Annotated in this window: 12 protein-coding genes; 7 read left to right on the forward strand and 5 right to left on the reverse strand. The window is 64.1% G+C overall.

The genetic code is table 11. From position 1 onward, the window contains the following. Positions 1-69 precede the first annotated feature (69 nt). From KMZ29_RS07125 to KMZ29_RS07135, 3 genes are read right to left on the reverse strand one after another with little or no spacing between them, the layout of a single operon-like run. Entirely contained in the window at positions 70-993 is a 924-nt protein-coding gene (locus tag KMZ29_RS07125; RefSeq protein ID WP_215623055.1) for an FAD binding domain-containing protein, read from the reverse strand. Beyond that, positions 990-3,680, reverse strand: a complete 2,691-nt coding sequence (locus tag KMZ29_RS07130; protein ID WP_215623056.1) for a molybdopterin-dependent oxidoreductase — start codon at positions 3,678-3,680, stop codon at positions 990-992. Before KMZ29_RS07130 ends, KMZ29_RS07125 begins: the two co-directional genes overlap by 4 nt. Beyond that, positions 3,677-4,366: a TetR/AcrR family transcriptional regulator gene (locus KMZ29_RS07135; protein ID WP_215623057.1), complete on the reverse strand. Its 690-nt coding sequence runs from the start codon at positions 4,364-4,366 to the stop codon at positions 3,677-3,679. The genes KMZ29_RS07130 and KMZ29_RS07135 overlap by 4 nt, the downstream gene beginning before the upstream one ends. 134 nt (positions 4,367-4,500) lie before the next feature. Between KMZ29_RS07135 and KMZ29_RS07140 the strand changes: the two genes are divergently transcribed. From KMZ29_RS07140 to KMZ29_RS07155, 4 genes are read left to right on the forward strand one after another with little or no spacing between them, the layout of a single operon-like run. Next, positions 4,501-4,923: a hypothetical protein gene (locus KMZ29_RS07140; protein ID WP_215623058.1), complete on the forward strand. Its 423-nt coding sequence runs from the start codon at positions 4,501-4,503 to the stop codon at positions 4,921-4,923. A 56-nt stretch (positions 4,924-4,979) separates the two neighbouring features. Then, positions 4,980-5,714 carry a L,D-transpeptidase gene (locus tag KMZ29_RS07145; RefSeq protein WP_215623059.1) on the forward strand — a complete coding sequence of 245 codons (735 nt, stop codon included), beginning with the start codon at positions 4,980-4,982 and terminating at the stop codon, positions 5,712-5,714. Next, positions 5,711-7,822 carry a protein-disulfide reductase DsbD family protein gene (locus KMZ29_RS07150; protein ID WP_215623060.1) on the forward strand — a complete coding sequence of 704 codons (2,112 nt, stop codon included), beginning with the start codon at positions 5,711-5,713 and terminating at the stop codon, positions 7,820-7,822. The genes KMZ29_RS07145 and KMZ29_RS07150 overlap by 4 nt, the downstream gene beginning before the upstream one ends. After that, positions 7,819-8,454 (forward strand): DsbA family protein, encoded by a 636-nt coding sequence (locus KMZ29_RS07155; RefSeq protein WP_215623061.1) that lies wholly within the window; start codon positions 7,819-7,821, stop codon positions 8,452-8,454. The genes KMZ29_RS07150 and KMZ29_RS07155 overlap by 4 nt, the downstream gene beginning before the upstream one ends. 466 nt (positions 8,455-8,920) lie before the next feature. Here the strand turns inward: KMZ29_RS07155 and KMZ29_RS07160 are convergent, their stop codons facing one another. Then, on the reverse strand, positions 8,921-10,297 hold the full coding sequence (locus KMZ29_RS07160) for a caspase family protein (RefSeq protein WP_369810083.1): 1,377 nt from the start codon (positions 10,295-10,297) through the stop codon (positions 8,921-8,923). Between the two features lie 276 nt (positions 10,298-10,573). After that, the gene (locus tag KMZ29_RS07165; protein ID WP_215623062.1) at positions 10,574-11,218 is read right to left on the reverse strand and encodes a TetR/AcrR family transcriptional regulator; all 645 of its coding nucleotides are present in this window, start codon (positions 11,216-11,218) and stop codon (positions 10,574-10,576) included. 183 nt (positions 11,219-11,401) lie between these two features. Between KMZ29_RS07165 and KMZ29_RS07170 the strand changes: the two genes are divergently transcribed. The 3 genes from KMZ29_RS07170 to KMZ29_RS07180 all read left to right on the forward strand — a co-directional run bounded on the left by KMZ29_RS07170 (position 11,402) and on the right by KMZ29_RS07180 (position 16,025). Next, complete coding sequence (locus KMZ29_RS07170; protein WP_215623063.1) at positions 11,402-12,715, forward strand: HlyD family secretion protein; 1,314 nt, start codon at positions 11,402-11,404, stop codon at positions 12,713-12,715. A gap of 61 nt (positions 12,716-12,776) precedes the next feature. Continuing rightward, entirely contained in the window at positions 12,777-14,363 is a 1,587-nt protein-coding gene (locus KMZ29_RS07175; protein ID WP_215623064.1) for a DHA2 family efflux MFS transporter permease subunit, read from the forward strand. 315 nt (positions 14,364-14,678) lie between these two features. Beyond that, on the forward strand, positions 14,679-16,025 hold the full coding sequence (locus KMZ29_RS07180) for an MATE family efflux transporter (protein ID WP_215623065.1): 1,347 nt from the start codon (positions 14,679-14,681) through the stop codon (positions 16,023-16,025).

Here is a 16,025-nt window from a genome sequence, read left to right on the forward strand (position 1 = left end):
GGCGCGTCCGTATCCTGCGGCAACAAGGGTGGGCACAGCGCAAGCGCGTTCTTGCCTACCCTGCAACGCCTACGCCGCCAGCCGCTCCAGCAGGTCGTGCACGACGCCTTCCAGCAGATCGTGCTTGTATGCCGTCATCGGCAGCGGCCTGGCGCCGGATGTCGCCTGCCTTGCCGCCTCCGCGATCGCAGCCGCAGTCGCCGGCTTGCCCTGCAGGGCGGCCTCCGCCGCTGCGAGGCGAAGCGGGACCGGCGCGATGCCGCCGGCACTGATGCGGATAAACTGGAACGCGCCGCCGGCGACGACGGCGCGGGCACATACTTCGGCCAGCGGCCACTCCGCATGGCTGCGGCTGATGGCGCGCTTGTAGAACGCGCGTTCGCCGCGGACCGGCGGCGGCAGCTCGACGTTACGGATCATTTCGCCCGGCGCGAGGGCATGATCGGCAGCGCCATTGGAGCCGTCCCCCAATAGATCAGCGATCGAAAGCCCGTTTCTCCGATCGGTGACGATCCTGGCGTCATAGGCGAGCAGGGCCGCCGCCATGGTCGAGGGATGCGGCGCCACGCAGGGGCCGAGATCGAAGGCGACGCCGTAGAGATGATTGCCCGATCGGGCCGGGCAACCGCTGCCGCCCTTCTTGAGGCAGGCGATATGCGGATCGCGAAAATACCAGCAGCGCGAGCGCTGGGCGAGATTGCCGCCGAGCGTGGCGAGGTGGCGGATCTGCGGCGTGGCAAGACCAAGCGCGGCAGCCGCGATGCCCGGACAGGCCTGCGCAAGCCGGGCGTCGGCGGCGATCGCGGCGATGGTGGTGAAGGCGCCGATGCGCGCGGCGCCGTCGGCGCCCCATGCGACGCCGATGGTGTCGGCCGAGGGGGCAATATCGATCAGCGGTCCGGTCGAGACGCCGCTGCGCCGCCGTTCGGAAAGGTCGGTGCCGGCGGCGCGGAATTCGGCCGCGCCTGAGACGGTCATGGTTGCGGTCGTCATGCTGCGGCCCTCCCTTTCAATGCGGCGATCAGACGATCGGGCCGGATCGGAATCTCCGTCAGCCGGACGCCGGTGGCGTTGCGGATGGCGTTGGCCAGCGCCGGCGAGGTCGGCACGGTGGCGACCTCGCCGATGCCGACGCTGCCGCCGAGCACATGGTCGAAGCCATGCTCGTCGAAGTGCACGTCGATCCCGGGCGTGTCTGATATCCCGGGGATGCGGTAGTCCTCCATCCCCGCGCTGAGGATGTCGCCGCTGCGCGGATCGGTCTCGCGCGCTTCATAGAGCGCATAGCCGAGGCCCTGGATCACCGAGCCCGCCGCCTGGCTGCGCGCCAGCGCCGGTGCTGCGATCCTGCCGACAGCAATGCCGGTGTGGACGTTGAGCACGCGGACATGGCCGAGCCAGGTGTCGACTTCCACCTCGATCACCTGCACCGAACTCGGAACGCCGGCGCCAACCACGATGTTGGAAAAGCGCCGCATCATCCAGCCGAATATCAGGCCCATGAAGCCCGCGTCCTTCAGCGGCGAGCGCACCCCGGGAGACTTCGGCCTGGAATCTTCGGGGCGCACCGCCGAGGCGCTGAGATCGGGCGCGGCCGCGATCATTTCCCGCCACGGTGCGTTGGAGCCGCGGACCGGCTTGCGCGTCGCACTGCGCTCGATCGCTTCCTTCAGCTTCTGCACCGCGAGCAGCGTCGGCGGAATGACGGAAGCCGTCGAGCGGCTGCCGCCGGCGCCGGGGCCTTCGGGCAGATTGGAATCGCCGATTCTAACCTCGACCTCGTGCGGCTCGAGCCCGAACGCATCCGCGACCGTATTGGCGATCACGGTGCGGCTGCCCTGGCCGATGTCCTGCGTCGACGTGCTGGCGACGATGCGCCCGCTTTTGACCGCGACCTCGATCCTCACGCCGGGCTGCCAGAGATAAAGCCAGTAGCCGCTGGCGACGCCGACGCCGCGGCGATAGCGGCCGGTCTGCGGCGCCGCGCGCTTATTGCCGCGCCAGACGTCGAGCTCGGCCGCCCAATCATAAAGACGCTGGCGATTCGGATTCGGATCCCAGCGTTGGCGCAATGCGATCGGATCGACCTTCATCCGCAACGCCGCCTCATCAATCGCCTGTTCCAGCGCGAACGCCATCGGCGGTCCGCCGGGGCCGCGGAACGGCGCGCCGGGCGGCAGGTTGCTGACGACGTCGTAATCGGAAAGCGCCTTGGCCTCCGCCGGATAGATCAGGCGGGCGAGTGCTGCCATCGTCGAATTGGTCGCCGCACCCGTATCGGCATAGGCGGTGAGCGACAGCGCCTTGAGGCCGCCTTGCTCGGAGGGCAGCAACGCGATCTTCAGTTCCGCCGCCGGCCGGTAGCCGGTGACGGAGAGTTCTTCGTGGCGGTCATAGGCGATCCTGACCGGCGCCTTGGCCTCGCGCGCCAGCTCGATCGCCGCAATGGTTTCGGTGCCGAGGCTCGCCTTCGACCCGAACCCGCCGCCGACATGATCGGCGATGACGCGGACCTTGTCGTTTGAGAGCTTGTAGCGTTTGGCGATCATCTCCATCAGATGGAATACCGCTTGCGTGGAGACGTGCACGGTGAGGCTGTCGCCGTCGAAACGCGCGACGGCGGCGTGTGGCTCGAGGCAGGCATGCGACTGCGTGCCGGTGCGGAAAGTCGCTTCGACCAGCAGCGGGTTCTCGTCCTCGCGCGCGGCCGCGATCCAGCTCCGCGCCTTGCCGGCCTTGTTCGAGAACGCAGCGGACGGTCCGCGGACGTTGCCGTTCCAGGGCGCCGGCGCCGGCGTTCCTTCCGAAACATTGCCGGCTTTCTTGCGGGCCGATTTTTCGAACACCACCGGCGCGCCGCTCTTGCGCGCGGCATCGAGCCCGATCACCGACGGCAGCGCTTCGCTCTTGAGCCGGATGGCGGCGATGGCGGCCAGCGCGGTCCTGCGATCCTTTGCGGCGACCGCGGCGATGGGAGCGCCGACATAGCGGACGATGCGGTCGTCGCCGAGCAGCGAAACCGCCGCGCTGACGCCTGCAAGCGCGCGCGCCGGCGCGAGATCGAGTTCGGCGATGCGGGCATGCGCGAGCTGCGAGCGGAGGATGACGCCTTGCTGCTGCCCGTCATGGCGGATATCGACGGTGTATTTGGCTGTTCCCGTCACCTTGGCGTGCGCCTCGACGCGGGGCGAAGCGAATTCACGGCCGTCGAACTGGCCCATGCAGGCCGCGGCCACCGCGTCGAAAATGCCTTCATAGGCGCCGCAGCGGCACAGATGCCCCGACAGCGCCGCGCCGATTTCCTCGCGCGACGGCTCCGCGGTTCCCTTCGCCGCGCGCCAGCGGTCGCAAAACGCGGCGGCCTCGACGATGAAGCCCGGCGTGCAGAACCCGCATTGCAGGGCGTCATACGCCATGAAGGCTTTCTGCACCGGGTGCAGCGTGCCTGCGCCGATCGCCTCCACCGTCGTCACCGCCTTGCCCGCCGCTGATCGCGCCGGCATCAGGCAGCTTGCGACCGGCGCGCCGTCCACCAGCACGGTGCAGGCGCCGCAAACCCCGGACCCGCACACCAGCTTGGTGCCGGTGAGATCGAGTTCATTCCTGATGACGTCGACCAGCAGCGCGTCGGGATTGTCGGGCAGGGGAGCGAGGCGGCCGTTGATGGTCATGGTGCTCATGTTCGACCTCCAGGTTTTTTCGGCGTGGGTTTTTTCGGAAGGAGTTTCCTTGGCAGCACTTTCTTCGCGGCGGGTTTTGCCGGCCGCGATTTCGGCGAGGACACGACGGCGCCGGCGATCAGCGTCCGCGTCATCACGGTGAGATCGCGCAAGAAAGCGTCGGCCGGCTGCATCCCGGGGTTGGCGGATTTGGCACCGTTGATCGCCATCTCGACGCAGCGGGCAAGCCCCTCGGGCGTCATGTCCTTGGCCAGCGCGAGGCGCTGCCTGCGGCAGATCCGTTCGATCGTCGCCGCGCCCTGCGCGGCGTAAAGCCCGGCATATTTCTGATAGAGATCGCGCGCCTGCAAGAGGTGTTCGGAAAACAGCTCCTCGATATGCGGCGAACCGTCGAACGAGGCGATGAACTGCTGCAATCGGGCGCTGACCCCGGCGACGAGAACGTCGGCAAGGCTGCCGCCGGCCTTTTCCGCGGCGTTTACCGCCGCGATCTCGGCAGCCAGCGCATCCTCATGCACCCGCTCGATCACGGCGCGGAACAGCGCTTCCCTGGACTTGAAATGGTGATAGAGCGCCTGCCGCGTCAGCCCCGCGGCCTCGGCGGCCTGCTCGATCGACGAGCGCCGGAACCCGTGCCGGCGGAACACGGCCATGGCGGCGTCGAGAATGCGGTCGCGCGGCTTCATTTGACGATTTTGACAAGATGAGACGAAGTGTCAAATAACGGATTTGTGTAGCTGGCGACAGTCGGGATCCAGCGCATTATTAGGTAATACTAATGTAATGAAGACTGATAGGTCGAGCATCACGCAGAGGTGACTTGCTTGTCGCTGCTCGCCTGAAGCAGAAAGCGCGAATGTACGGGCACCACCCCATCGATTCCAAGCGCGGAATGCCGAGTCGGTCAAAGGGCTTGTGGCGTTCCTTGCTTGCGCTGTTGTGTATCTTGGGGATGTTTGCATCGTTCCTTCAGCCCGCCCTCGCGCGCGCGCCCTCAAAGGCCGCATCAGCGGCCTTCCTGCAGAGTCATTCGGTCAAGGGCGACAAACCCTGCCAACGGGCGGCGCTCGGCGCCCTGGGCATGTCGTGCAGCGTCGGCACCCTGGTTGGGTTGGAGATCAAGGCTTCCACGGTGATGGAAGCCCTGCATGGCAAGGCCGGCGTGGTGCCGTTCGCTGACAAGCTGCTCCATGTGCAATGGCTTGCCGCTCCCCAGTTCCGGCCTCCGCGGATCGGCGCATAAGGTCAGCTTCGCGCTGACGTCATCATTGCGTCCATAGATACCTTCGGAGACTTCTCATGACATCGCCGTTAGCCGCACTCCGTGCGGCGGCGCATCCGTGCCTGCGCGCTCTTTGCGCCTCCGGATTGACCGCTCTGCTGGCAGCCTGCAATCAGGCAACGCTCCAGCAGGCGTCGTATGCGCCGCCCCGTCAGCCACAGTACCCCGCACTTGCAGACAACGCGTTCAAAATTCCGGCGATCGACGCTGGAACGATCGACCCGAAATACGTCAAACAACGCGTCCGCTACGTGGCCCAGCATCCGCCCGGCACTATCGTCGTCGATCCCTATGCCAGGTTTCTCTATCTCGTGCAGGATGGCGGCTTTGCAATGCGTTACGGGGTAGGTGTGGGCCGCGACGGCTTTGGATGGTCCGGAACAGCGGACGTTCGCCGCAAGGCGCAGTGGCCGACATGGACGCCGCCATCATCCATGATTGCCCGGCAGCCCGAACTGAAGAAGTACAGCGCAGGTATGGGCGCAGGGATCGAGAATCCGCTCGGTGCACGTGCGCTGTACCTGTTCCAGAACGGCAAGGACACGCTGTTTCGCATTCACGGCACCAACGAGCCTGCAAGCATTGGCAAGAATGTCTCAAGCGGATGCATCCGGCTTTTGAATCAGGACGTGATCGATCTCTTCGATCGTGTGCCGGTCGGGTCCAGGGTCGTTGTTCTCTCGGAACAGGAAGCGCGTGCGGCCTCCTCGATGGAGGCCAATCTCCGTACCCGAGCCGAGGTGTCGAGATGATGCGTCTCCTACTCCGCGCGATGGCCGCGCTCACTTTGATATCCGCGGTCGCCGCTGCGCAGGGCGGGTCCTTCGCGCAAGCGTCAGCCGAGAAGCCTGATATCAAAGCCGACCTTCTGACAGGGAACTCCGAAGCAGGCGGTCGGGAGCTTTGGATCGGTGTCCGTCTGAACCTTGGTTCCGGCTGGAAAACCTACTGGAAATCCCCCGGGGACGCCGGCCTCCCCACTGAGTTCGATTGGTCCGGCTCGCAGAATATCGTCGACGCGGAGGTGAACTGGCCCGCGCCATCCAGGCTGTCGATCCTCGGATTCGAAACGATAGGGTACGCACAAGAAGTCCTGTTCCCGGTGAGGATCAAAGTTCGAGATCCAGGTGTCGAGACGCGGATCCGCCTGAAGCTCGCGATCTACGCCTGCGGCACAATCTGTGTTCGGGAGGAGCGCACGCTCGCTGCCACGATCCGGCCGGGCGCCAGCGGTGACTCCCCGACAATCATCGATGCATGGCGATCCAGGGTGCCGCTCGCCACGTCCATTGTGCTGTCGGTTCTCTCGATCGAGCGGTCTCTAACCGGGCCGGCATCGCTGCGGATCGAGGTCCAGTCGGCCAGGCCGCTCCTTGAGCCAGATGTCTTCGTCGAGAGCGATCCGCCGGTCAGCGGGGACAAGCCGATCATAACATTCGATCAAGGCAATCGGGCGACCCTGATCGTAAACCTGCCTGGCGAGACCGCCGAGAGCCTTCGCACGCGCCCGGTGATCGCCACCGTTGTGTCTGACGATGCAGCCGTGTTGGCGGTGTCACCCGCGCCGCTGGCAAACACCGGAGCAACAAATGGTTCAGGGGCTCCGCGGCCAGCGCTGGATGCTCCGGGCAGCATGCTCGCTTTAATCGGAATAGCGCTTGCCGGCGGGTTCATTCTGAACCTGATGCCCTGCGTGTTTCCGGTGCTGTCACTGAAACTCCTTTCGTTCGTTCACGGTAGCACCGGCGATCGTGGCCGGGTTCGCAAGGGATTTGCGGCTTCGGCCGCCGGCATCGTGGTGTCCTTTCTGCTGCTGGCGGGCACGCTTGCCGGCATGAAATGGGCCGGCGCCAGCGTCGGATGGGGCATCCAGTTTCAGCAGCCGCTGTTTCTTGGCGGCATGGCAGTTGTCCTGTCCCTGTTCGCAGCGAGCCAGTTCGGGCTGTTTCACCTCGCGGTATCCTCGGGCTTTCTTACCTGGGCAGGTGGCCTCGCGGGCGGCACATCGGCGACATCGCATTTTATGAGCGGCTTCGTGGCGACGCTGCTCGCAACTCCTTGCTCGGCGCCGCTGGTCGGAACCGCCGTGGGTTTCGCGCTGTCGCAGGGAGCCGCCGAGATATTTGCGATATTTACTGCTCTCGGCATCGGCATGGCGTCGCCTTATCTGGTCGTGGCGGCTTTTCCCGCGCTGACAAGCGCCATCCCGCGGCCTGGGCCCTGGCTGGCCCATGTCAAACGACTCTTTGGCGTGGCGCTCCTGGCGACGGCGGGCTGGTTGTTGCTGGTGCTTGGCGAAGTGTCCGGGCGATTGCCCGCGATTTCCCTGGGCGCTGCCTTGGCCCTGGGATTCGTCATCTTCGGTCTGTCGAAGGGCTTCGTTGCAAGAAAAATGGCGGTAGCGACTGCGACGATCGCGATCATTGTCGTCGCGCTTGCTGCCATGGCGCCGCGGTCGCAAACGCAGGACCGGATTCCGATACCCTGGCGCTCGTTTTCTAGCAACGAACTGCGAATGCTGGTCGGCGCCGGGCGCACCGTGTTCGTCGACGTCACGGCGGATTGGTGCATCACCTGCAAAATCAACAAGGCTCTCGTCATCGACAGGCAGGAGGTTGCAGGACGGTTGTCTGCGGATGTCGTGCCGATGCGGGCCGACTGGACAAAGCCGGACGACGAAATCGCAGGGTTCATGCGTGAGCACGGGCGCTTCGGTATCCCGTTCAACATCGTCTTCGGCCCCGCAGCCCCCGATGGCATCGCCCTTCCGGAAATCCTCTCAACCTCGACTGTATCGGCAGCGTTCAACGAAGCCGCGGCAGCCTCGAATAACCCTCAACAGAAACAGGTCACACCATGAAGAAATCCACCATCGCCGCCGTTGCCGCATTCACGCTGTCGCTTGGAGCGATCATCAGCTTTGTGCCGGGAGCACAGGGCGAGAGCGCGGACGCCTTCAGGGAAAGCGTGCTCCGTGACCCGGATGTCCCGTCGATCGGAAATCCACAGGGTGATATCACCATCGTTGAATACTTCGACTATCAGTGTCCCTACTGCAAGAAAGTCGCCCCCGAATTGGTCAAGCTCGCCAGGGAGGATGGCAAACTGCGCATCGTGATGAAGGACTGGCCCATCTTTGGCGGAGCCTCGCAGTATGCGGCCAAGATGGTTCTCGCGGCCAAATACCAGAACAAGTACCACGAGGCACACGCGGCACTGATCGGGGCCAGCGCGAAACTGAGCGAAGACGTGGTTCAAAAACTGCTTGGAGAGGCCGGTATTGATGTAGATCGCGCGACCGGGGACATGGAAACGCACAAGCCGGCAATAGAGGCTCTGTTGCTCCGCAACAATGCGCAAGCCGAGGCATTTGGATTTCAAGGGACGCCTGCGTTCATTATCGGCACATTCAGGGTACCTGGGGTCCTGGATGCAGCCGGCTTCAAGCAGGCCATCGCCGATGCACGGACGGCTGCGCGCAAGAAGAAATAGAGCATCGCGGAAGGGCAGTGGCCAGGAGGCAAATCTCGCCGCGGCGCCGGCGCCGCCCGCTACCGAGTAGGCAGCGGGTTACGCCGGAACCGGTCTTCGGCCGCGCCTTTGCACTGATCCGGAAGAGCAATGGCAGCGCGGCCATGGCGCAGGCGAATATGCGCCGTGTGGTGATGCAATCGCCGGGCAAAGGGGCGGTTGATCCCGTGCCACAATGCCTTGAGGATCGAGCGCAGCGACGCGTCAGTCCGTTCGGGAATTCGAGCAGGCCAACAAGCTCGCCTCCACGGGCGAGCGGAGCAGCAGCCAGACTCTCCTGGCCACGGTCATGCTTCTCGCGGCCGGCCGGGGCGCGCCGGCTCCACCGGTCGGCGTCCTGGCGGCTCTGGTTCCTCAGCTCTGGTCGATGCTGCAAATTGCGAGCGATGGAATGTTGCGGCCGCTTCGTGTCCCCGCGTCACTCGGCCTAACGCCTGGCAAAACTCAAATTGCACAGCCGGTTTTCATTGCGTTTTCCGGCGCCCGACGAGCCATCAAACTGCGCCGTGACCGTATAACCGTAGGGTGAACCAGCCTTGGCGTGACCAAGAGTAGCCGCAGGGCTTGCTGTAAGACCCTTCGCAACCAAGGTGGCCTTGCCGTCCGTTCCGATCTTTCCGTCAATGGCGAGCCAGCCGGGCGTTCCGCGTGTCAGCTCCTCGGCGTGAAACGTGCTGTCCTTGACAGCCGCGATCATGAATTTCGAGTAGGCGCCGACATTCCCCGTCTGCGGGCAGAGTATTTTCACATCCCACTCTCCATCGAACTTACCTGTTCCGGTCTTTGGATCGGATGGCAAAGGGGGTGCGAGTGCTGCTTTCTGCTTCAAGCCGTCGATCCGCGCCCTGGCGAGGTTGCTGAACGCGCATGTGGGGAATCTTGCGACGTGATCTTCATACGCCGTGACCGTGCCGATGACGTCGGCGGCTTTCCAGTGCGTCTCAGCCGCCGAGCAGAGGTTGGCTGGGGCGGATTGGGCCGGTGGCGTTACCGTGATCGAAACCGGTCCGTTCAGGTAGAATTTTCCAATGATCGATAGCGACAGTTCGGGAAGCTGTGATCTGCCACTGGTTTCATAGACGTCGGCGCTGATGTCGCGAAAGACCTCGCCAATTTCCTTCGGTTCCTCGATGCGCCTGACGAAGGCCGCGGTGTATGGGCTGTTGCGGCCGGTTCCATCGTCAGCCGTTTGCCCTGCCTGGGTCGAGAATGACACGATCGTGCCGAGAGGGGCGTCCATTTTTGATAACCCTTGCCTCACCGAGGCGCCTCTGGTCGGCCCAAGCGACCGCTTCAAGGCTTCCGGGAATGGATTGTCGCGGCAGGAATCCAGGACCAGGATCCGCAGGTTTTTGGCTTGCTGCAAATCATTCATAATATCGTCTACTCGGGTAAAGCGCTTTAGGTCCGCCTCATCATCCAGCTTGGCGTCGATTGGCATCAGATAGTTGACGCCATTGAATTGCATCGCATGGCCGCTGTAACAGAAGAGCGCAACGTCAGCGTTTCTTGCCGCACGCGAGAAACGGATCGCCGCGTCCTGCATTTCCAATTGGCCGAGATTGTTGGCCAGGATGACTTCAAAATTGGTTCGTTTGAGCGCAGCCGCCACATCCGCGGCGTCGTTTTCCGGATTGGTCAATCGCGCCTTGTGGGAGTAGGCGCCGTTGCCGATGACCAGGGCCACCCGTCTTTCGGCTGATGCCGGGCTGCACCCCAGCGCGCAGGCGAACAGCAGCAGCAGGCAAACCTTCCAAAATGTCTGCATCTCGACCCCTGATCGCATTCCGAGCAGATTATTCAACAATGCCGGAATCGCAAGAATCCTCAGTGAGGTTCGTCACAGTGCTCTGATGGCAGTGGGCGAAACTTCTTGCTCAGCCCGGGCGCTACGCGCCGCGGAGCCCCAATCTTTTTCGCCACTCAACTCAGTGGTGATGGGCTCCGGCTCAAGGCCGGGGCGACGAGGTGGAGTGAATCTCCCGCATGCGTGGGGGATGACGGTCTTGAGGTGGGGCTTCCTTGTTCCCGAAGCGTGCTTTGGCGTTCACCGGGGCGACGGGCAGGGCGGAATGCACGATCACTCCCGCTTGTTTTGATACCCCGCCAGGAAAATCCGCGTCGCGCTGCCGACTACTTCGGCGATGCGCTCGGCCGTCGGCGCCGGCGCTGCCTGAAACAGGAACGGCATGAACAGCGAGGCCTGGCACAGCTGCATGAACTGCGTCGCCGCGAGCTGGCAGTCCTCGATTTCGAGATCGCCGGATGCGACGTGAACCTCGAGATAGGCGGCGAGCCTGGTGATGGTGAGCGACACCACGTTGTCGTAGAAGCGCCGGCCGACCTCCGGCATCCGCTCGGCGATCGCCATCACCGTGCGCGTGGCCGATCCGCCGCCGGGCCGGCACAGCAACTGGATATAGGCCTGGCCGAAATCCATCAGCGTGGTGGTGACGTCCCGTTCGGGGTCGAAGTTGAATGCCACCTTGCCCTGCGCGAGCGATTCCTCCTCGACGATGGCTTCGAACAGCCGGCTCTTGTCGGCGAAGTAGACATAGAGCGTGCCCTTGGAGACGCCGGCCGAGCGGGCGATCTCGCCCATGCTGGCGCCGTCGAAGCCGAGATCCAGGAACACCCGGCGCGCGCCGTCGACAATCTGGCGCCGCTTCGAGGAGTCCTGCTCGTCGCCGACGGGGTGAAGGGGAGTGGGCTTCGCTGCAACCATTGGTTTAGCTTTTCCGGAAAGATTCCCGCCCCGATCAGGCCGGGGAGGGGAACCGCATTGTATGGTCTGGCGAATTACATACCTTGACCGAACCGTTCGGTCAATGTTACTTGAGGGGCTGGTGTGGCGGCAGGGCGGGTTTTGGCCTGCCCGCATCGCATCATTGCAGTTGGGGAGGCCTTGATGGCCGCAGCGAGAGACCAGGCCGCACGCATCCTTCGTCCCGAGCCGGACGCCAGGGAAGGTGAGTTTGCTCGCGACGCTTCCATGCCTCCCGCCGATCAGCCTCGTTCCCGCGTTGCGGAAGAGCCCGTCGCGCACCGTCCCGCGGAAGCGCCCGCGAGCCCGGCCACGACGAGTCCTGCCACCGCAAAGCCGGCCGGCGCGCTGGAAGCAGCAGCGCCGGCATCGGGCAGGCGCAAGCTGGTTCTGATGGGCGTGCTCGCGCTGCTTGCGCTCGCCGCGGCCGGCTACGGCGTCTATTTCGTCCTGGTCGGACGCTTCTACGTCTCGACCGACGACGCCTATGTGCGCGCCAACAACACCATGCTCGGCGCACGGGTGTCCGGCCACATCGCGGCGATCCTTCCCGGCGACAACGCCGTGGTGCGGACCGGCGATGTCATCTTCAAAATCGACGATGGCGATTATCGCATCGCGGTTGACGCCGCGCGTTCCAGGATCGCGACCCAGCAGGCCACCATCGACCGCATCGGCCGCCAGGTCACCGCACTGGAAAGCGCCGCCGAACAGTCCAAGGCGCAGCTCGCCTCGGCCGAAGCCGTGTTGAAGCGGGCCGGTCTCGATTTCGAGCGCCAGCAGGCGCTCTCCACCAAGGGCTTCGCCTCGCGCGCCACCTTCGAAGTGTCGGAAGCCGGGCGCGACCAGGGCGTGGCGGCGGTGAGGTCGGCGCAGGCCGCCTACGACGCGGCGCGCGACAATGTCGAGGTCACCAAGGCGCAGCAGGCCGAGGCCCGCGCGCAGCTCATGGAATTGCAGGCATCGCTCGCCAAGGCCCAGCGCGATCTCGACTTCACCAATGTGCGCGCGCCGGTCGACGGCACCTTCTCCAACCGTCTCGTCAACACCGGCGACTTCGTCCAGGCCGGACAGCGGCTCGGCAACCTGGTGCCGCTCAACGACGTCTTCATCGATGCCAATTACAAGGAGACGCAGCTCAAGCGCATCCGTCCGGGCCAGCCGGTCAGGATCTCGGTCGACGCCTACGGCCACCGCAAATTCGCGGGCTTCGTCGACAGCATCTCGCCCGCGGCAGGCTCGGTGTTCACGCTGCTGCCGCCGGACAACGCCACCGGCAATTTCACCAAGATCGTGCAGCGGCTGCCGGTGCGTATCCGCGTGCCGAAGGACGTCGCAAAACAGAACCTGTTGCGCGCGGGCATGTCGGTCTACACGACCGTCGATACCCGCGAGGGCGCCGTGGACGCCGACAGCGAGGCCGATCTCGATGCGCCGGCCATGGTTCATCCGAAATGATTTCTTTCGTCTCGGGCGGCTCGCCCGATCCGATCGAGCCCGCCCCTGACCCGGTTAGACCATGGCTGACGCCACCACCGCCCCGCCTTCGATGATGAGCGCCCCCGCGGTGCCGGACGAGCGCATCCCGCCGCGGCGGCTGTTTGCGTTTCTCATCATGGTGTTCGGGATGTTCATGTCGATCCTGGACATCCAGATCGTCTCGGCCTCGCTCGCCGAAATCCAGGCCGGCCTGTCGGCCAGCTCATCCGAAGTGTCGTGGGTCCAGACCTCGTATCTGATCGCCGAGGTGATCGCGATTCCCCTGTCCGGTTTCCTGTCGCGGGCATTCGGCACCAGGCTGTTGTTTGCGATTTCGGCCGCCGGCTTCACCATCGCGAGCTTCCTGTGCGGCTTCGCCACGACCATCGAACAGATGATCCTGTGGCGCGCGATCCAGGGCTTTCTCGGCGCCGGCATGATCCCGACCGTGTTCGCCTCGGCCTATACGGTGTTTCCGCGTGCGAAATTCTATATCGTCGGCCCGATCATCGGCCTGGTCGCCACGCTGGCGCCGACCGTAGGCCCGACGGTCGGCGGCATCATCACCGACTGGTTGTCCTGGCACTGGCTGTTCTTCATCAACATCGTGCCGGGCATCGGCATCACCGTCGGCGTGCTGGCGCTGGTCGATTTCGACCAACCGAACTTCAAGCTGCTGGAGCGGTTCGACTGGTGGGGCCTGATCTTCATGGCGGGCTTTCTCGGCTCGCTCGAATATGTGCTGGAGGAAGGCCCGCAATATGAGTGGCTGCAGGATACCTCGGTTGCGGTCTGCGCCACGATCTGCGCGGTCTCCGCGATCGCCTTCTTCTGGCGCGTGCTGACGGTCGACGAGCCGATCGTCGATATCAGGACGTTCGGCGACCGCAATTTCGGCATCGGCTGCCTGATCTCGTTCTGCGTCGGCATCGGCCTGTACGGCCTGACTTACATGTATCCGCGCTATCTCGCCGAGGTGCGCGGCTATAGCGCGCTGATGATCGGCGAGACCATGTTCGTGTCCGGCGCCGCCATGTTCCTGACCGCGCCGATCGTCGGCCGGCTGATGCAGCGGATCGACATGCGCGTGATCATCGCCATCGGCCTCGTCATCTTCGCGCTCGGTTCCTTTCAGATGACCTGGATCACCCGCGATTACGATTTCTACGAGCTCTTGGTGCCGCAGATCCTGCGCGGCGTCGGTATGATGTTCGCGATGGTGCCGACCAACACCATCTCGCTGGGGACGCTGGCGCCGGAGCGGGTGAAGAACGCCTCGGGCCTGTTCAACCTGACGCGCAACCTCGGCGGCGCGGTGGGCCTGGCGGTCATCAACTCGGTGCTGAACCAGCGCACCGACCTGCACATCGCGCGGCTGCACGAGAGGGTGACTTGGGGCAACGCCACCGCGACCGAAACCCTCAACATGTTCACCCAGCGCCTGCAGGGCATGGGCGACGCCTCGCTGATGGCGATGAAGCAACTGTCGCAGATCGTGCATCGCCAGGCCGTGGTGATGGGATTCGGCGACGCCTTCCTGATGCTGACGGTGTTCTATTTCGGTCTCACGGTGATGGTCGCATTTCTGAACAAGCCTGCCGGCGTTCTGTCGGAACCCGGGCATTGAGCGCGATCATGCGCTTGCCATGTTGCCAAAACCACAGGATGCATTTATAAGCAGCACATTGTCGCTCGAACCGGGGAGGATTTGCATGATTTCGATGTATTCGCAGATCGCGTCCTCGCGTCCGAAGCTTTTTCCGGATGCCCGCGTGGCCCTCTGAGGGCCAACTCCGCCAGCATCGATCGGGCCTGACCACCCGGTCCCGCTAACTTCCCCGTCTGTATCGACTTTTTTCAACGACGCGCGTTCGGCCCGATGCCGTCGCGCGCCAAAACGGAGCCGGCCCGCGCCCGCGCGCAGCCGGATGAGGCCGACCCCATGAAGGACTTAAGCCAGGGCTCGATCGTGAGCCACATCGCGGTGATGGCTCCGCAGATTTTCGTCGGCATGATCTTGATGATGCTGTGCGGGCTGATCGATTTGTATTTTGTCGCGGGCCTCGGTGACGCTGCGATTGCAGGCGTCGGCGCCGCAGGCAATGTCGGCTTCCTGATCAACGCGCTGACTCAAATTCTGAGCGTCGGCGCCGTGTCGCTGATTTCGCAGGCCGTCGGACGCAAGGACCGGGCCGATGCCAATCTGATATTCAATCAGTCGCTGGGGCTATCGGCGGCAGGGGCCCTGTTTACGATGGTTGCAGGATGCATGCTGGCGCGCAGCTACATGCGGTCGGTTGCCGTTGACGAGGCCGTGATCGAGGCGGGCACCACCTATCTGGTCTGGTTCGTGCCGGCGCTGGCGCTGCAATTTATCGCGCTGGTGATGGGCTCTGCGTTGCGCGGCACCGGCATCGTGCGTCCCACCGTGATCGTGCAGGCCGTCACGGTGATCATCAATATGCTGCTTGCGCCGATTCTGATCTCGGGCTGGGGCACAGGTCTGGCGTTGGGCGTTGCCGGCGCCGGTCTGGCGAGCACGGTCGCGGTCGCGATCGGCGTGGCGATGATGTGGATCTATTTCCACCGCTACGAGCACTACGTTGCCATCAACAGCGCGTTGTGGCGTCCGCAATTGGCGCAATGGAAGCGCATACTGGGCATCGGGCTGCCTGCCGGAGGCGAGTTCGCCATCATATTCCTCAATATGGCGGTGATCTATTTTGCGTTGCGGCATTTCGGCGCCGCGGCTCAGGCGGGCTTCAGCATTGGTTCGCGCCTGTTGGGCCTCATTCATATGCCGGGGATATCGATTGCCTTGGCGGCTGGTGCCATCGCCGGACAGAATTTTGGCGCTGGTAACGGTGAGCGTGTGAGAAGGACGTTCAAGACGGTCTTGCTATTGGTCACCGCTGTGATGATCGGCTTCACGATGATTGCGCAATGGCGGCCGGAGTTCTTCCTCGGCGGCTTTACCGAAGACGCCGCGACGATCGCGGTCGGCGCGCTGTTCCTTCGCATGGTCTCGCTGAACAATGTCGCGCAAGGGGTGAATTTCGTTTGCTCGAGCATGTTTCAGGGACTGGGCAACACCAGGCCGGTGCTGCTCAGCTCCGGCGCACGGCTGCTGACCAATACGCTGCCGCTGATCTGGCTGTCCGCGATGCCCGGTTTCCGGATCGAGCACGCCTGGTATTTGTCGATTGCCACGACCACGCTTCAGGCGGGGTTGAGTTTGTGGTTGCTGCGCCTGGAGTTCAGGAAGCGGCTGGGACCGGTACTGCAATGA

It is taken from the genome of Bradyrhizobium sediminis (assembly GCF_018736085.1).
Classification (GTDB): Bacteria; Pseudomonadota; Alphaproteobacteria; order Rhizobiales; family Xanthobacteraceae; genus Bradyrhizobium; species Bradyrhizobium sediminis.